18 protein-coding genes are annotated in these 16,613 nt (G+C 64.7%); 9 read left to right on the top strand and 9 right to left on the bottom strand.

Annotation, left to right across the window (positions count from 1 at the left end; all coding sequences use genetic code 11):
• The first annotated feature begins 14 nt into the window (after nucleotides 1–14).
• A complete protein-coding gene (locus tag ACVWW6_RS42200) occupies nucleotides 15–194 on the top strand; it encodes a hypothetical protein (RefSeq protein ID WP_028172854.1) in 180 nt (59 codons plus the stop codon).
• A gap of 18 nt (nucleotides 195–212) precedes the next feature.
• Here the strand turns inward: ACVWW6_RS42200 and ACVWW6_RS42195 are convergent, their stop codons facing one another.
• Genes ACVWW6_RS42195 through ACVWW6_RS42185 form a run of 3 tightly spaced genes read right to left on the bottom strand, consistent with a single transcriptional unit; the run spans nucleotide 213 to nucleotide 1,499 of the window.
• Nucleotides 213–725, bottom strand: coding sequence for an SRPBCC family protein (locus tag ACVWW6_RS42195; protein ID WP_060910587.1), 513 nt, complete (start codon nucleotides 723–725; stop codon nucleotides 213–215).
• A complete protein-coding gene (locus ACVWW6_RS42190) occupies nucleotides 722–1,192 on the bottom strand; it encodes an SRPBCC family protein (RefSeq protein ID WP_011090095.1) in 471 nt (156 codons plus the stop codon). Before ACVWW6_RS42190 ends, ACVWW6_RS42195 begins: the two co-directional genes overlap by 4 nt.
• Nucleotides 1,185–1,499 carry an ArsR/SmtB family transcription factor gene (locus ACVWW6_RS42185; protein ID WP_456682861.1) on the bottom strand — a complete coding sequence of 105 codons (315 nt, stop codon included), beginning with the start codon at nucleotides 1,497–1,499 and terminating at the stop codon, nucleotides 1,185–1,187. The genes ACVWW6_RS42190 and ACVWW6_RS42185 overlap by 8 nt, the downstream gene beginning before the upstream one ends.
• Nucleotides 1,500–1,707: 208 nt before the next feature.
• Between ACVWW6_RS42185 and ACVWW6_RS42180 the strand changes: the two genes are divergently transcribed.
• The 4 genes from ACVWW6_RS42180 to ACVWW6_RS42165 all read left to right on the top strand — a co-directional run bounded on the left by ACVWW6_RS42180 (nucleotide 1,708) and on the right by ACVWW6_RS42165 (nucleotide 5,600).
• Nucleotides 1,708–3,153: an LVIVD repeat-containing protein gene (locus tag ACVWW6_RS42180; protein WP_456682860.1), complete on the top strand. Its 1,446-nt coding sequence runs from the start codon at nucleotides 1,708–1,710 to the stop codon at nucleotides 3,151–3,153.
• Between the two features lie 26 nt (nucleotides 3,154–3,179).
• Entirely contained in the window at nucleotides 3,180–3,689 is a 510-nt protein-coding gene (locus ACVWW6_RS42175) for a hypothetical protein (protein WP_456682859.1), read from the top strand.
• A gap of 224 nt (nucleotides 3,690–3,913) precedes the next feature.
• Nucleotides 3,914–4,534 (top strand): LysE family translocator, encoded by a 621-nt coding sequence (locus ACVWW6_RS42170; protein WP_171901227.1) that lies wholly within the window; start codon nucleotides 3,914–3,916, stop codon nucleotides 4,532–4,534.
• 82 nt (nucleotides 4,535–4,616) lie between these two features.
• On the top strand, nucleotides 4,617–5,600 hold the full coding sequence (locus tag ACVWW6_RS42165) for a DUF3592 domain-containing protein (RefSeq protein WP_028172857.1): 984 nt from the start codon (nucleotides 4,617–4,619) through the stop codon (nucleotides 5,598–5,600).
• A 21-nt stretch (nucleotides 5,601–5,621) separates the two neighbouring features.
• On the opposite strand, the gene ACVWW6_RS42160 is transcribed toward ACVWW6_RS42165, so the two are convergent.
• Nucleotides 5,622–6,425: an N-formylglutamate amidohydrolase gene (locus ACVWW6_RS42160; protein ID WP_456682858.1), complete on the bottom strand. Its 804-nt coding sequence runs from the start codon at nucleotides 6,423–6,425 to the stop codon at nucleotides 5,622–5,624.
• Between the two features lie 90 nt (nucleotides 6,426–6,515).
• Between ACVWW6_RS42160 and ACVWW6_RS42155 the strand changes: the two genes are divergently transcribed.
• Together ACVWW6_RS42155 and ACVWW6_RS42150 are read left to right on the top strand one after the other, a co-directional pair.
• Nucleotides 6,516–7,415 (top strand): transglutaminase family protein, encoded by a 900-nt coding sequence (locus ACVWW6_RS42155; protein WP_038965426.1) that lies wholly within the window; start codon nucleotides 6,516–6,518, stop codon nucleotides 7,413–7,415.
• A 261-nt stretch (nucleotides 7,416–7,676) separates the two neighbouring features.
• Nucleotides 7,677–8,075, top strand: a complete 399-nt coding sequence (locus ACVWW6_RS42150; protein WP_028172860.1) for a gamma-glutamylcyclotransferase family protein — start codon at nucleotides 7,677–7,679, stop codon at nucleotides 8,073–8,075.
• Nucleotides 8,076–8,157: 82 nt separating this feature from the next.
• Here ACVWW6_RS42150 and ACVWW6_RS42145 read toward each other — a convergent pair whose 3' ends face one another.
• The gene (locus ACVWW6_RS42145; RefSeq protein ID WP_011090086.1) at nucleotides 8,158–8,721 is read right to left on the bottom strand and encodes a chlorite dismutase family protein; all 564 of its coding nucleotides are present in this window, start codon (nucleotides 8,719–8,721) and stop codon (nucleotides 8,158–8,160) included.
• A 280-nt stretch (nucleotides 8,722–9,001) separates the two neighbouring features.
• On the opposite strand from ACVWW6_RS42145, the gene dnaG reads away from it, so the two are divergent.
• A complete protein-coding gene (gene dnaG / locus ACVWW6_RS42140; RefSeq protein ID WP_304548325.1) occupies nucleotides 9,002–11,002 on the top strand; it encodes a DNA primase in 2,001 nt (666 codons plus the stop codon).
• A 374-nt stretch (nucleotides 11,003–11,376) separates the two neighbouring features.
• A complete protein-coding gene (gene rpoD / locus ACVWW6_RS42135) occupies nucleotides 11,377–13,536 on the top strand; it encodes an RNA polymerase sigma factor RpoD (RefSeq protein WP_011090084.1) in 2,160 nt (719 codons plus the stop codon).
• Between the two features lie 108 nt (nucleotides 13,537–13,644).
• On the opposite strand, the gene ACVWW6_RS42130 is transcribed toward rpoD, so the two are convergent.
• From ACVWW6_RS42130 to ACVWW6_RS42115, 4 genes are all read right to left on the bottom strand, one after another.
• Nucleotides 13,645–13,881: a hypothetical protein gene (locus tag ACVWW6_RS42130; RefSeq protein ID WP_011090083.1), complete on the bottom strand. Its 237-nt coding sequence runs from the start codon at nucleotides 13,879–13,881 to the stop codon at nucleotides 13,645–13,647.
• Between the two features lie 517 nt (nucleotides 13,882–14,398).
• Entirely contained in the window at nucleotides 14,399–14,746 is a 348-nt protein-coding gene (locus ACVWW6_RS42125) for a hypothetical protein (RefSeq protein ID WP_304548324.1), read from the bottom strand.
• A 195-nt stretch (nucleotides 14,747–14,941) separates the two neighbouring features.
• Complete coding sequence (locus tag ACVWW6_RS42120; protein WP_456682857.1) at nucleotides 14,942–15,886, bottom strand: OmpA family protein; 945 nt, start codon at nucleotides 15,884–15,886, stop codon at nucleotides 14,942–14,944.
• 114 nt (nucleotides 15,887–16,000) lie between these two features.
• On the bottom strand, nucleotides 16,001–16,528 hold the full coding sequence (locus tag ACVWW6_RS42115) for a hypothetical protein (protein WP_011090080.1): 528 nt from the start codon (nucleotides 16,526–16,528) through the stop codon (nucleotides 16,001–16,003).
• Nucleotides 16,529–16,613 lie beyond the last annotated feature (85 nt).

The raw sequence follows: 16,613 nt of genomic DNA, 5'->3' as shown, positions 1-16,613 counted from the left end.
ACCGAAAGCACCTGATGCAAACTCTCTCCCCACGACACGTCAAGACAGACGAAGCACTCCGGCTCGGCGTGGAGTCGGGCTGGTACGCGATCAAGGTCAGTGGGACCTTTGTCTCGGGCCCGCACGATTCGGAAGGGGATTGCCGTCGCAAGATCGACGAGATTCAACCGCCGCCGGCGAAGAAGAAGCGATGAGGGCGCAGATTCCGGCCGCTACGGCGTCTTGATCCCCATCGCCTTCAGGGCATCCAGCATCCGCTGCGGCGGGCCCATCTTCACCACCAGCGGCTTGCCGGTCTCGAGCATGCTCTTGAGGCTGGAGAGGATCGCCGGCCAGCCCTGCCGTCCGCCGGAGAGGATGTCGTCGCTGAGCGGCCGGTCATGGCCTTCGCTCATGGTGAGACGGACCGCGTCGCCGACCTCTTCGATCTCGTAGGTGACGAGGGTCGGGCCGAGCTTCTCGATCAGATCCGGCCAGTTGACGTTGAAGGTGACCGAGAGCTTTCGCGGCGGATCGTAAGAGAGGACCTCGCCGCTGATGTGCAGGGCGCCGTCGGGCGTGCGCACGACGAACGCGCCGCCGAGCCGCGGCTCGACCTCCACGGCATTGCCGAAGAAATACTGCCGGCTGAACTCGGCCGAGGTCAGCGCCTCCCACACCTTCTCCGGTGTGGAGGCGATGTAGATGGTATAGACGGTGAGCGGCTTGAATTGATCGAGGTTCATTTTGCGTCGAATCCCTTGTTGAGGGCTGCGCGGGGAATGGCGAGCACCTTGCCTCGCTCCAACAGGCTCTTGAGGCCTGACAGGATCGCCGGCCAGCCATTGGAGACGGCGCCGAGATATTTGCCGCCCTCGACGAAGCCGTCATGCAGCACGGTCAAACGCACGAGCGAGCCGAACGGTTCGATGGTGAAGACGACGCGCGAGATCGGCTCGCCGCGGAGCTCTTCGTATTTCTGGTGCTTGAAGCTGTAGGACAGGCGCCGCGGCGGATCGGCCTCGAGGATCTCGCCGGAATCGGTGATTTCGCCGTCCAGCAGAAGCGCGAAGGGCGAGCCGACCTTCCAGTCGGAACGGATCTCGGCGCCGAACCAGTATTGCCTGGTGAACTCGCTCGACGTCAGCGCCTCCCACAGCTTTTCCGGCGAGGTCTCGATATAGCTCACATAGACGAATTGCGGCTTACTCATCGCGCTTCTCCAACTGGCGTTTCAACTCGCCGAGCGCGGCGAGCTTGCCGCGTTCGAACTTCCTGATCCAGCGTTCGCCGATCTGATGGATCGGCACCGGATTGAGGTAATGCAGCTTCTCGCGGCCATGCCTGATGGCCGTGACCAGGTTGGCCTCTTCCAGAATCACCAGATGCTTGGTCACGGCCTGCCGCGTCATCGCGAGGCCTTCGCAGAGTTCGTTCAGCGTCTGGCCGTTCCTGCCGTGAAGCCTGTCGAGCAGCGATCGTCGTGACGCGTCGGCGAGCGCTTTGAAGACCTCATCCATGGCGGTGACAATAGGCAACCGAATGGTTGCATGTCAAGCGGCACGTCATTCCGGGGGACGCATTAGCGTCGAACCCGGAATCTCGAGATTCCGGGTTCGCACTTCGTGCGCCCCGGAATGACTGGCCGCGAGATCGTGTTTTGGGCGCCTGCAGTCGGCTGTGCTATCCTTTCAGCTCAGCCAACGCAGATTGGTTCCGGGAGGATTCATGTTCCGTTGCGTCTTGACTGCCGCGGGCCTCGTCTTCTTCGCTTGCGGCACACCGGCATACGCTCAAAAGCAGACTGTCGGCGCGCCGCCGGAAGCTTCCAACATGAAGCTGGTCGGGACCAACGACCTCCAAGCGCGCAGCGCCTATCAGCCGACCATCCATCATCAGGGCGAGCGCTGGATCGCCTATATCGGCCATCACGGCGGCACCGACGACGTGCCCGCTCCCGTCAATCCGATGACGGGACAGGCGGAGCCGAACGGAACCTCGATCGTCGACGTCACCGATCCCGCGCATCCCAAATATCTGCGTCACCTGCCGGGGCAGGAAGGCAAATATGAATCCGGCGGCGCGCAGATGGTGCGGGTCTGCGACGGCAAGTCGTTGCCGAAGGGCGATCCGAATGCGGTGTACATGCTGCGCACCTTCGGCAGCGAGGCGCATGAGATCTGGAACGTCGCCGATCCCGCCAGCCCTGTGCTGATCGCGCGCATTGGCGGCTTGAAGGACACGCACAAGAGCTGGTGGGAATGCGACACCGGTATCGCCTTTCTCGTCTCGGGCGCGCCGGACTGGCGCACGCGGCGCATGACGCAGGTCTATGACCTCTCCGATCCCGCGCATCCGCAGAAGATCCGCGACTTCGGCCTGCCCGGTCAGGAGCCCGGCGCCACCGGCGCGGTGCCGACCGAACTGCACGGGCCGATCTCGACCGGGCCCCAAGGCAATCGCGTCTTTTTCGGGTACGGCACCAACAAGGGCGGCATCCTTCAGATCGTCGATCGTGACAAGCTCCTGAACGGGCCGAAGGAGCCGACGCCGGACAATCTGCGCTATCCCGAGATTGCGCGGATGCCGATGTCCGCCTTCAACGGCGCGCACACGACGTTCCCGATGCTCGACATGCCCGTTGCGGAATTTTCCGAGGACAAGGACGGCAGGACCCGCGACATCGTGATGATCGTGGACGAGGCGATCCTCAACGAATGCGGCGAGGCGCGGCAGATGGTGTGGTTCGCGGACGTCACCACCGAGACGCGGCCGATGATGATCTCGAGCTATACCGTGCCGGAGGCGAGCGGACAGTTCTGCCAGCGCGGCGGCCGCTTCGGCTCGCACTCCTCGAATGAGAGCATGGCGCCGGTCTACTACAAGAAGCTGGCTTTCATCGCCTTCTTCAATGCCGGCGTGCGCGCGCTCGACATCCGCGACCCCTATCACCCGAAGGAGGTCGGCTATTTCATTCCATCGATCACGAGCGCGACCGACAGGCGCTGCATCCCGATCGAGGGCGGCGAACGCTGCAAGGTCGCGATCCAGACCAACAATGTGGAGACGGATGATCGCGGCTACATCTACATCGTCGACCGCGCCAACACCGGCCTGCATATCCTCGAGCTGACCGGTCCCGCGCGCGCCGTCGCCGGCCCGCCGAAGAGCTGACGATGCGGCGCGGGGCGAGGATGCTGATGGCCTTGATCGCTCTCGGCGCGCTGCCCGGCCTGCGTGTCCATGCGACGGAACGCGCCGGGCATTGGCAGGAGATGAGCTGGCCGTTTCCCCGCGACGGCTGGCCCGCCGGCCGCGCGTTCCGTTGTACGGCGGGCGGCTGCGATGGCGTCGAGCTCTACGTCCGCGCCAAGCGCGGCTTCTGCAATTGCGACACCGGCGTTGCCGATGACGACGAGGTCGATCGTGTCACCGATATCGACCTGATCAGTCCACGCTTCACGCCGGTCGCGCCGGGCGAGGCCGTGAGCGTCGCCGCCATGCAGGGCCGCATCAGGCACTACGATCTCGACATGCCCGACGGCGCGCGCCATGCCGCCGCCGGCCTCGCGCTGTCGCGCCGCTGCGATCTGCTCGTCGCGGTGGCGCAAGGCGCGGGCGAGGCGAATGCCGCGCAGCGCGCCGCGCTCGTGTTTCTGGAAACGGAGGAGATGAAGCAATGGATGGCCGCCGCGTTGGATGGGCGGTGAGGGGGGCGCGACCCGCGCCACGTTCTCCGCTGGATCACCCGCGAAAGCGGGTGATCCAGTATTCCGAGGCGCTCGTGGGATACCGAGAAGCCGCGGCGTACTGGATACCCCGCCTCCGCGGGGTATGACACCGGTGGTTGGGCGGGCACACTGCGCTCATCTGTCTTCCGTTCCCGTCCTTCCCGTGCATTAATGCCTTCAACCGCTTTCAGCCGAGTCCCTCCATGATGTCCATGCAAGCCTATCTCGCCTTCGTCGCCGCCTGCATTGCGCTGGCGCTGCTGCCGGGTCCGATCGTCACCCTCGTCATCGCCAACGGCCTGCGTCACGGCACGCGTGCGGCGCTGACCAATGTCCTTGGCGCGCAGGCCGGGCTCGCCATCGTGATCGGCATCGTTGCGATCGGCCTGACGTCGCTGATGGCGACCATGGGCTACTGGTTCGACTGGGTGCGCTTTGCCGGCGCCGCCTATCTGGTCTGGCTCGGCATCAAGCTGATCTGGGCGCCGGTCGAGGGCGTCAATGTCGACCAGCCGCCTCCGCCGCCGCGCGGCGGGTTCTTCCTGCAAGGTTTCCTGGTGTTGCTATCGAACCCGAAGGTGCTGGTGTTCTTCGGTGCCTTCATCCCGCAGTTCATGGACATGAACCGCGACCACTTCCCGCAAGTCGCACTGCTCGGCGCAACTTTCATGGTCACCGCGGCGATGACGGACGCGCTCTACGCGATTGCAGCCGGCCGCGCGCGAAAATTTTTCTCGGCTCGCCGCACGCGGATGATGTCGCGCATCTCCGGCGGCTTCATGATCGGCGGCGGCATCTGGCTGGCGCTGACCAGGGCGAAATAACCTTCCAGAGGCCGGTTTGGTTTGAACCCTTCGCGGCGGCAATGCGTCCAATCGGGCATTGCCGCTGACGAAGGATTTTGCCGTGCCTGCTCTGCCCCCGCTCGTTTACGCGATGCTGCTTGCGCCGCTCGCGCTGATCCTGATTGCCGCCGTCGTGAAGACCTGGCAGGCGCGCGAGGCGCGGAGCTGGCCGCAGGCGCCCGGCAAGGTGGTTACATCAGTTGCCGAGGTGCGCGAGGTCAGGGTGTCCGACGACGAGCGCGAAGACGGCTATCGGATGGAGAACCGCAACTTCGCCAACGTGACCTACGAGTATTCGGTCGGCGGCCGCAAGCTGCGCAACAACCGCATCTCGATCGGCGAAGACCTCGGCAATTTCCAGGTCGCCGAGAAACTCGCGAAATATCCCGCCGGCAGCATCGTCACCGTCTACTACAATCCGCGCCATCCCGATCAGGCCGTGCTGGAGCGCGATCTGCCCAAAGGCCTGTGGGGCTGTCTCGGCATCGGTACCGTGGTCGTGCTCGCCATCGTGTTCGGCTCGGCCTTCGGTCTCAACCAGAGTTACCAATATCTCGCCCATCACGTCGCACGGCCCGATCTCGCGGGCCTGGTCGTCGCCTTCGGTGCGTTCGGCCTCGTCATCGCGCTGATGGCGTGGGCCGTGCAGCGGCAGGCCTCGATGGCGACGCGGTGGCCGACCGTGCCGGGCACGATCAAGCTGTCGGGAATCGAGGAATATCACGAGGCGAGCGAGCCGGGCGAGCGCCGCGGCACCGAGATGTTCGGCAAGCGCGTGACCTACACCTACCTCTATCAGAACGTCAGCTACACCAATGAATGCGCGCGCGTCGCGGCAGGAACGCCGTCGGCGTCTGACGAGATGCTGCGAAAGCTGATGTCACGCTATCAGGACGGCGCGACCGTCGAGGTCCGCGTCAATCCCGACAATCCGGCCGAGGCCACGCTCGACGCCCGCGGCGACGGCCGCATCGCCTACGTGCTGTGGGGCATCGCCGCGATCTTTGCCGCGCTCGCGGTGTTCGTGGCAACGCGTGGCGGTTGACCGCAGCGCCGGCCTGGCTGGCTATGCCACCCTCTCCGCGCGCAACCCCAGCTCGATCTCCGCAAAGATCCGCGCCAGCCGCTCGGCCCATTGCTGCTGGCCGGACTGGTCCGCGATCAGATCCTGGCGGATCTCGATGCCGGTGTTGACGAGGCCGCGGGCTTCGCCATGCACGGGGATGGTGTAGTCGGTGAGGTCGTTGACCGCATAGGGCTCGTTGTCGCCGACGACGAGATCGCTCTCGGCGCGTAGATGTTTGATCAGGAGCTGCGGCAGCACCGTGTCGCGGTTGTAGAGCGCGCCGATATGCCAGGGCCGCTCAACACCGGCATAGACCGATGTGAAGCTGTGCAGCGACACCAGCACCGTCGGCCGCTTGTCGTGCAGGCGGCGGCCGATCGTGGCATCGATGCGATGATGATAGGGCTCGAAAATCTCGCGCCGCCTTGCCGCGCGCTCGCCCGCGGAGATGCCCTCATTGCGCGGGATTGCCGTTGCCTCCGACATCACGGGAATCGAGCTCACGGCGCCCGGCGGGCGGTTGCAGTCGATCACGAGCCGCGAATAGCGCTGCGCGATCAGATGCGCATCCAGCATTTCTGCCAGCCGCTCGGCGACGCCGGCAATGCCGATGTCCCAGGCGATGTGCCGCGTCAGCTCGTTCTCGGCGACGCCGAGATCGCGGAGCGCGCGCGGCAGCACCCGCCCGTAGTGATCCGCGGTGAGCAGAAAGGGCGATGCCCCCGCCGCATTCACCTCATGCACTGGCGGAATGTCACCCTCGCCGAGCAGTTGATCGGTCGCGTCGGCTGTGTCTAAAGCCATCCTGATTGCCTATGGAAAATGCAGTCACCCCAAGAATCGGGCAGAATCGCTATAGATTGATCCGCCCAAAGTCACCATGATCGCCTCACGATGCCGCTGCTCACGATTCATCACAAGACCGAATATCGCTATAACCGCCCCGTGGCGTTCGGCGAACACCGGATCATGCTCCGTCCGCGCGACGGGCACGATCTGCGCGTGCTCGACTCCAGGCTCGAAATCTCGCCCGAGCCGATGTCGCTGCACTGGATCCACGACGTGTTCGGCAATTCGGTCGCGATCGCCAATTTCGACGAGCGCGCGGACGCGCTGATCTTCGACTGGCATGTCACCGTCGAGCACAATCCGGTGGAGGAGTTCGCGCTGACGCCGGACGATCCGGCCTATTTCTATCCCTTCGTCTACGACGACGAGGAATTCCCCGATCTCGTCCAGTACATCACGCCGCAATACACCGATCCCGACGGCGAGATCGCGGAGTGGGCGCGCGGCTTCCTCGACGAGGACGCGCCGACGCCGACCTTCAAGATCTTGAGCGGCATGACGCACGGCATCCGCAAGCAGTTCAAATACCGCAAGCGCCACGAGTTGGGCACGCAGCATCCGCTCGACACTTTGCAGTCGGGCACAGGAACTTGTCGGGACTATGCGCTGTTCATGATTGAGGCGCTGCGCCAGCTCGGCATCGCCGCGCGATTCGTCTCCGGCTACATCTTCGTGCCGGAGGATATCGAGCAGCGGCACGTCGGCGGCGGTTCGACGCACGCCTGGGTGCAGGTCTATTTGCCGAGCGCGGGCTGGATCGAGTTCGATCCGACCAACGGCATCGTCGGCACCCGCGACCTGATCCGGGTCGCGGTCGCCCGCGATCCGCGCCAGGCGATCCCGCTGCACGGCGTCTATATCGGCTCCGGGGATGCCTTCGAAGCCATGGACGTGAACATCAAGGTGGTTTCGGACGACCAGGAGATGGAGGCAGAGGTCTTGTAGATGGACATCGGAGTCGGCTTCGAGATCGCCTACGCGGCAAGGCGGGCACAACGCCTCTCCAACGTCGTCCTGGCGAAAGCCAGGACCCATACCGCGGAATCTATCGATAGCGAACGGTAGTCGTACCGAACGACGAGTCTTCGCCAAACGGCTCCCTGGGGTAATGGGTCCTGGCCCCCGTGCGCAATTGCGCACTAGGCCAGGACGACATCGAATGTGCAACGCTGTCGTTCCGCAAAATTCACAGTTATAGACACCCCCATGACCTCCGATCGTCTCTTCGTCTATGGCACCCTGATGCGTGGCTTCGACCATCCGATGGCGCGGCTGCTTGCCGGCCACGCGGAATTTCTGGGTAAAGCGACCTGCCGCGGCCGGCTCTTTCTCATCAAGCATTATCCGGGCTTGCTGCTGTCGGATGCGCCGTCCGACCTTGTCCATGGCGAGCTGTTCCACATGCGCGTGCCCGACGAGCTGCTGCGCGAGCTCGACATGTACGAGGCCTGCGGCGAGGGGTTTCCGGAGCCGACCGAATATCTGCGCAAGCTGATCGACGTGACGCTGCCGGACGGCACCGCCGGCAAGGCGTGGACCTATGTCTACAACTGGCCGGTCGCCGATCTGCCCCGCATCGAGTCGGGGCGCTTCCTGGAGCACTAGAGCATGATCCGGAAAAGTGCGTAGCGGTTTTCCGACAAGATCATGCTCAAAAAAATAACCTAAAGCGCGATCTCTTCGCGCTTTAGGCCGACAGCACTTCCTTGACCACGCGCACGTCCACTTCGCGTTCGACGTAAGTCCATTCCTCGGTGCGCCTGAGCATCGCCACCAGCTCCTCGAACAGCGAGGCGTGCGCGGGGGCGAACTCGAACCAAGTCAGGAAGTCGAAGGGGCCGCCGAGGTCGCGGCAGTGATAGAGCTGCCGCGCGATGGCGGGCAGGAAGCGCAGGCTGCTGGCGATGTGGTGCGATCTGTCCTCGAAAATCCTGCGGCGCTCTTCCTGCGTCAGCTCCCACCAGGCCTGCGACTTGCGGATCGGGATCAGCGCCGCGCTGGTTGCCTCGAGCCGGCCGAGCCCGGCCTGCACGGCCACGAGCTGCTGCTTCTCAGCGCGCTCGGTGTAGCGCAAGCTGCTGGGCACGCCGGCAAGCCGCCACGCATTGCGCGAAGGCACCAGCGGCAACGAGACCGCCTCGCTGTCGGTGACCGACAGCGCCGGCATGAAGGGCAGGGGCTCGCCCGTCACCGGCGAAATCGAGGTGATGCGCCAGCCCCCGCTGTGGCCGCCTCGAAAGGTCCTGAACATAGGGATATGGAAGCGTGGAACCGGGTTAGGTTCAAGCTTTTCGCGTCATTCCCGGCCACCTGTTCCGTCGCCCTTCGAGGCTCGCCGAAGAGGCGAGCGCCTCCAGCGACAATGGCTTCGCCATTGCGCGGGGGTGACGGGATGGGCGCCTCGGGATGACGGCGCCTGTGCATAGGTCGAATAACCCGGATAAGCCTGACAAACCTGACTTTTGGGCGGGCCGCACCTATATCCCTGATCCTTCGCCCGACTCACACGGTTTCGCGCTAGACACACCCCCATGCGCTTCACGCCCCAATTCCTCGACGAGCTGCGTGCCCGGCTTTCGGTTTCCGAAGTCGTGGGCAAGCGCGTCAAGCTGAAGAAGGCCGGACGGGAGTGGAAGGGGCTGTCGCCGTTCCAGCAGGAGAAGACGCCGTCCTTCTACGTCAACGACCAGAAGGGTTTTTACCACGACTTCTCCTCCGGCAAGCATGGCGACATCATCACCTTCGTGATGGAGACCGACGGCCTGCCGTTCGCAGAGGCGGTCGAGCGGCTCGCGAGCATGGCGGGCCTGCCGCTGCCGGCGGTGACGCCCGATGCGGCGCGCCAGGAGCAGCGGCGCCGCTCGCTGCATGACGTCATGGATCTCGCGGCAAAGTATTTCGCCGAAACGCTGGCTTCGCGCGTCGGCGCCAAGGCGCGCGGCTATCTCGCCGATCGCGCCATCTCGCCGGCGACGCAATTGCAGTTCCGCCTCGGCTATGCCTCGCCCGATCGCTTCGCGCTGAAGGAGCATCTCGGCAAGCTCGGCGTCTCCGTCGACGACATGGTCGAGACCGGCCTGCTGATCGGCGGCGACGATATTCCCGTGCCCTATGACCGCTTCCGCGATCGCGTGATGTTTCCGATCACCGATCTGCGCGGCCGCGTCATCGCCTTCGGCGGACGCGCGCTGGAGAAGGACGTTCCGGCCAAATACCTGAACTCGCCGGAGACGCCGCTCTTCCACAAGGGCGACAATCTCTACAACCACCAGACCGCGCGCAAAGCCACGCATGACGGCAGCGCGCTGATCGTGGTCGAAGGCTATGTCGACGTCATCGCCATGGTCACCGCGGGCTTTGCCGGCAGCGTGGCGCCGCTCGGCACCGCGCTCACCGAAAACCAGCTCGCGCTGCTCTGGAAGATGGCGGACGAGCCGATCCTCTGCTTCGACGGCGACAGGGCCGGCCAGAAGGCGGCCTATCGTGCGGCCGATCTCGCCTTGCCGTTTCTCGCGCCCGGAAAAAGCTTGCGCTTTGCGCTGCTGCCGGAAGGGCAGGACCCCGACGATCTCGTCCGCTCCGGCGGGCGTGGCGCGATGGAAGAGGTGATCGCGGCGGCGCGTCCGCTCGCCGACATGCTCTGGTCGCGCGAGCTCGAAGGCGGCAACTTCGCCACCCCCGAGCGGCGCGCTGCACTGGAGGCGCGCATCAAGGAGCTCGCGGGCGGCATCCGCGACGAGGTGGTGCGGCGCTATTATCGCCAGGATCTCGCCGAGCGGCTTCAGCGTACGTTTGCGCCCGAGAGCGGGCGCGGCGGCTTTGCCGGCCGTGGCAATTTCCGCCCCGGTCAGAGCGGCCGCCCGTTCCAGCCGCGGAGCGGCGGGCAGGCGAATCGATTCGGCGGCCAGGGGTTCCGCGGCGCGCCCGGCCCCACCCCGCTACCCTCCGGCCCCTACCAGGCGGCGAGCCCCCAGCTCGCGACGAGCCCGATCATGAAGGGCCAGCGCAGCGTCATCTCCCGCAGGGAGGCCCTGATCCTGCAATGCCTGATCAACCACCCCTGGCTGCTGCATGAGCACCTCGAGGAGGTGGCCGCCCTGGAATTCGCCCATCCGGAGGCCCACAAGCTCCGCGCCGGCATTATCGCCGCTTTCGCCAACGACCATCACCACTCGCCGGACCCTGGCGAGCTGGCCGAGAAGATGCGGGCCGACATCGAAAAGGGAGGATTTTCTCAGCTTCTTCAAAGGGTTGAGAATGGCATCACGACCGCGGCGGTGTGGGGCGCGCGGGAAGGCGCGGCACGGGACGACGTTCTCTCCACTTGGCATCAGCTGGTTGCCTTGCATCGGCAATGGCATTCACTACTTAGAGAGCTGAAGGACGCCGAGCTGGCCTTGGGGGAGGACCCCAGCGAGGCCAATTTGGCGTGGCTGCGTGACGTCAAGGCTCGGATAGGCGAAGTCGACGGCACCGAGGCCCTGATCGAGGGTTTTGGCGAGCTGTCGGGCCGGTTCCAGAAGAGCGTGTGATGAAAGAATCATGCGGACGGCCGGGGCCGGAACCGCTAAAAGACTCGCCAAATCCATGGTTTGGCGGCAAAAACAGGGTTAATCGAGGCTTAACGGTCTTGTAGCACTTTGGCCCAGAGGCGGCCGCAGGCAGAACAGACGCGTCAGGAATGAATCCGCGCGAGAACTGTTGGCACTACACCTGCATCCGCTGCGACAAAGAGGCTCACGAAGCGTTAGGCAAATCCGGCGAGAGAAAGTTGGGGGTGGCGAGAGATGTGCGCGCCGCCCTTTCCGTGTCGAGAGCTGACGAAGCGAGAGCGTCGAGCAACAGGTTCAAGTGATTTCAGGCAGGCGCGGCGAACGTCTGTGTGAAACGCGTTTAGGAGCAATGGATGGCCACCAAGGCAAAGACGCTGCAGGCGAAGGACAAGGAAAAAGACGACAAGGCAGCGGATGCTCCCGAGAAGGATTCCCAGGACGCGCCCTCGCCGTTGCTCGATCTGTCCGACGCGGCCGTGAAGAAGATGATCAAGCAGGCCAAGAAGCGCGGCTTCGTGACCTTCGATCAGCTCAATGAAGTGTTGCCGTCCGACCAGACCTCGCCCGAGCAGATCGAGGACATCATGTCCATGCTCTCGGACATGGGCATCAACGTCACCGAAGCCGACGATAGCGAAGGCGAGGAAGACAAGGACGAGGGCGGCGAGGACGAGACCGACAACGAGCTCGTCGAGGTCACCCAGAAGGCCGTCACCGAGGTCAAGAAGAGCGAGCCGGGCGAGCGCACCGACGATCCCGTGCGCATGTATCTGCGCGAGATGGGCACCGTCGAGCTGCTCTCCCGCGAAGGCGAAATCGCGATCGCCAAGCGCATCGAGGCCGGCCGCGAGGCGATGATCGCAGGGCTGTGCGAAAGCCCGCTGAGCTTCCAAGCCATCATCATCTGGCGCGACGAACTCAACGAAGGCAAGATCTTCCTTCGCGACATCATCGATCTCGAAGCGACCTATGCCGGCCCCGAAGCCAAGGGCGGCATGAACACCGCGATGATCGGCGGCCCGACCGGTGAGAACGGCGAAGCCACGGCCGAGGGCGGCGAAGCGGTTGCAGTGACCGGGGCTGCGCCCGCGCATGTCGCCCCGCCCGCCGCGCCGCCGGCGCCGACCCCGTTCCGCGCCGCGCCTGCCGCCGGCAACGGCGCCGAGGCCGAGAAGGATCCGGGCGAGGCTGCCGCCGAAGCCGACATGGACGAGGACGACGAGTTCGAGAACCAGATGTCGCTTGCGGCGATCGAGGCCGAGCTCAAGCCCAAGGTCGTCGAGATCTTCGACAAGATCGCCGAGAGCTACAAGAAGCTGCGCAAGCTTCAGGAGCAGGACATCCAGAACCAGCTCGAGAGCACGTCGCATGGTCCATCGCTCTCGCCGCACCAGGAGCGCAAGTACCGCAAGCTCAAGGACGAGATCATCGTCGAGGTGAAGTCGCTGCGCCTCAACCAGGCGCGTATCGACAGTCTCGTCGAGCAGCTCTACGACATCAACAAGCGCCTCGTCTCGCATGAGGGCCGCCTGATGCGTCTCGCCGACAGCCACGGCGTCGCGCGCGAGGATTTCCTGCGCAACTACACCGGCTCGGAGCTCGATCCGCGCTGGCTCAACCGCGTCTCGAAGCTGTCGGCCAAGGGCTGGAAGAACTTCGTCCACCACGAGAAGGACCGCATCAAGGACCTCCGCCACGAGGTGCATCAACTCGCCGCGCTCACCGGCCTGGAGATCGTCGAGTTCCGCAAGATCGTGCACTCCGTGCAGAAGGGCGAGCGCGAAGCCCGCCAGGCCAAGAAGGAGATGGTGGAAGCCAACCTCCGTCTCGTGATCTCGATTGCGAAGAAGTACACCAACCGCGGCCTGCAGTTCCTCGACCTGATCCAGGAAGGCAACATCGGCCTGATGAAGGCCGTCGACAAGTTCGAGTACCGCCGCGGCTACAAGTTCTCGACCTACGCGACGTGGTGGATCCGGCAGGCGATCACCCGCTCGATCGCCGACCAGGCGCGCACCATCCGCATCCCCGTGCACATGATCGAAACGATCAATAAGATCGTGCGCACCTCGCGCCAGATGCTCAACGAGATCGGCCGCGAGCCGACCCCGGAAGAGCTCGCCGAGAAGCTCGGCATGCCTCTGGAGAAGGTCCGCAAGGTCCTCAAGATCGCCAAGGAGCCGTTGTCGCTCGAAACCCCTGTCGGTGACGAAGAGGATTCGCATCTCGGCGATTTCATCGAGGACAAGAACGCGATCCTGCCGATCGACGCCGCGATCCAGTCGAACCTGCGCGAGACCACCACGCGCGTGCTCGCCTCGCTCACTCCGCGCGAAGAGCGCGTGCTGCGCATGCGCTTCGGCATCGGCATGAACACCGACCACACGCTGGAAGAAGTTGGCCAGCAGTTCTCGGTGACCCGCGAGCGTATTCGCCAGATCGAAGCCAAGGCGCTGCGCAAGCTGAAGCATCCGTCGAGGAGCCGGAAGCTGCGGAGCTTCCTGGATAACTAATTCGGATTCTCATGCCCGGGCCTGACCCGGGCATCCAGACGAAAACGGCGGGCCGAAAGCCCGCCGTTTTTCGTTTGTGCTGACGCGTCGCGTGTCGCGCTCGAAGTCCTACTTCTTCTTCACCCCCACCCGCTCGATCTCCTTGATCGCCAGCGGCGGGCGGCCGGATTTTTCGGCGATCTCGCGGTCCTGCTCCATGATGAAGCCGCGGGCGGGCTCGTCGCCCTCGAGGCCCCCGAGCAATTCCGCGGGGACGCGGCGGTTGGAGCGTTGGGAGCCGTCCTCATAGACGACGTTGAAAAAGGCGAACTCGCCTTTGGGATTGGTCCCGGGTTTCTTGGCCATGGCGGCTTGTCGTCGATAAGGGCGCCATAGTCAAATGGCTTTGGGGGTTGTCAGCATGGAGCCGCGGCCTGCGGAGGTCTCCGTGCCCTCGATTGGCGAAATCTGATTTCAAGAAATGGATGCGCCCGGCGCTTCGTAAGGTCCGTTGCGGCCCTTCCTCAATAAACGGCGGGCCGAAAAGCCCGCCGTTTATTTTGGGTCTTCAGTGTCGCCCGGGGCTGGCGGGGCGACAACCTAGAATAGAAGAATATAACTCGCGCCATGCGGTGGCAAGATAAATCGCCGCAGCGTTGGTGTCGCAGTGAGCGCATCAGATATGCGTCGATCGCGATCTCTGGTTTCGATGCGCGCCGAAACAATTGCTTGGACTATCAAATCACTTTGTTCATCTTGTCCGCTCTCGCGATGCAGCGAGAGCTACGCGCTTGTAGCGAGGCGCGTCGGGCTGCACGTGTTCCCGTTTGCGTGCCGACAATATGATCCGGTGCGGACGAGTTCCATCTTCGCGGTGCACATCTCAATGCGTGCGCCTGCGCTGCGCCAGTTCCTGGACGGCGAGCGGCGATTGGTGTCCGCCGCCGCGCCCGCTATCATCCTCTTTACGTCCCTGCGCCATGATCGCGCTGCCCATTGCCGCGGAACCGAAGGTGACGAGGAACGAGGCGAGCAGCAGAACAAGCGCAACGCCGCCTGCGCGGTCGGCGAGGATCAGCTCGCGCAGATGCCCGGGGTTGAGCCAGAGCAGGCCGCCGACGAGAAGCGCCGCGGCGCAGGCGCCGATCGCGAGGTTGATGGCGAGCAGGCGGAACAGGGGGATGCGCAGGAGGGCGGGGCGGGTTGGTTGAGGTTGCTGATTGTTTGGCATGGCGGTTCGCCTCATGCTGGCTCAACGCACCACTGACGGCGCCGCGCGAGCATCGATACTATAGCGGTAACTCTCTCATCCGTCATTCCGGGGCGCGCGTTAGCGCGAGCCCGGAATCTATTTACCCGCCAACTCTGCTGCGTGATGGATTCCGGGTTCGCCCTTCGGGCGCCCCGGAATGACGAGCGTTGGGCGTTACGGCGCCACCAGCTCCACCCGCCGGTTCAGCGCGCGGCCGGCGTCCGTCGCGTTCGAGCCGACTGGCGCGAGCAGGCCGACGCCGGCGGTGCGCAAGCGTGCCTGCGCGATGCGAAAGCTCTTCGCGAGCTCGGCGGCGACCGCTTCGGCGCGGCGTTTCGACAGGTCGAGATTGTACTCGTAGGCGCCCTGGCTGTCGGTGTGGCCGACGATGAAGACGTTGAGCTGCGGCTGGCTGGTCAGGAGCTTTGCGATCTGCTCCAGCGTCGGGCGGCTCTCCGGCTTCAGCACGGCCTTGTCGGTGTCGAAATAGATGCCGTAGAGCGCGATGTGGCCGGTCTCGCCCAGGCCCTTCGCCATCGCGGCGGCATCGACCATCTTGTTCGCGATGGCGCCGAGCTCGGCGACGGTGACCTGCGCATAGATATCCTGGTTGTTCTGACTGACGATGACGCTGGCATAGGTCTCGCGCCCGCCTTCGCTCTTGCGGCCGGCAAAGTAGCGGTAGTTGAAGCCGTCGACCCACATCTGCGGGATCGGCAGCGTGTCGATGTTTTCCGTGAAGGGAATGGCGCCGCAGGCGTCGGTGTCGCAGGCGAGCAGGGTCTCGAAGCCGGCTTTCGCGAGCTGCGTGTCGAAATTGCGCGACACTTCCAGGATCGAGGGACCAGGATTGGTGCGATAGGCGATGCGGACAACGCGGCCCTCGAGCCGCCGCGCATCGGTCGGCTGGCCGTCCTTGAAGGCGGCCGCCTGCATCCGCGCGGCGTCAAAATCCTTCACCACATAGCCGGTGATGACGCTGCCGGCGAACCGGCCGATGCCGGGATAGTCGCGGCTGCCGGCGACATCGCGCGTCTGCGCGGTCGCGGTGGTGACGGCGAGAAGGCAGAGCAGGGCGGCAAGGACGAGCGATCCGGGGATGTTTCGCGGCGCGGGCATCGGCACTCTCTATCGGTTGAGGAGGGGGCGCAGACGTTAGTCGCCTGCACCATACCGCCGGTTCTCACCGGCGGCCCATTCCCTTGCCGATTGTCCGGAAAGCCGCCGCCCGTTTCAAGCCGCCGGTGCAATCCGGCTGCCGGCCTCGGGCGCCTGCGCCGCCTGCTGGCGTTCCATCATGGTCTGCCACAGCGTTGCGATGCTGGTCTGGGTCTGCGGCGCGATCAGGCAATGGCCCTCATTGTCGAAGCCGCAGAACCGCACCGATGGGTCTTTCCTCACCTCGGTCAGTGCCTGGTTCAGCATCTCCAGGCAGGTCATGACCTGGCCGACGTCCTGCAGGCGGGTGTGATGCAGGATGTCCATCAGGCGAAACGTCATCACTGCGGGCTGGCCGATGCTGATGCCGGGACGGCCGAGCTCGAACAGCACGTTCACGGCGGGAAACACGCCGCGGACATGCTCAAGCACGCCGGCCATGTCCTCCACGCTGCAGGCGACGAGATGGGCGGCCTGCGGCGGCGCGGCCGCAGGCGTCCGCGGTGCAAGGCCGAGCGAGGTGATCACCTCCTGCTCGATCCATTGCCGCACCAAGGCGGGCGCATTGCGGATCTGCTCGGCGGTCAAGGTAATTCCGGTCATAGGCTAGTCTCCTGGGCGGCTCTCGTGTTTCGCTCAATCTAGAAAGCGGGGTGTGAGACACGTTGATGCGGATCAAGCGCGCCGC

Source organism: Bradyrhizobium sp. USDA 3311, from assembly GCF_054062495.1.
Note: the sequence above shows the minus strand (reverse complement) of the source record. Positions and strands in the feature narration are given on the sequence as shown.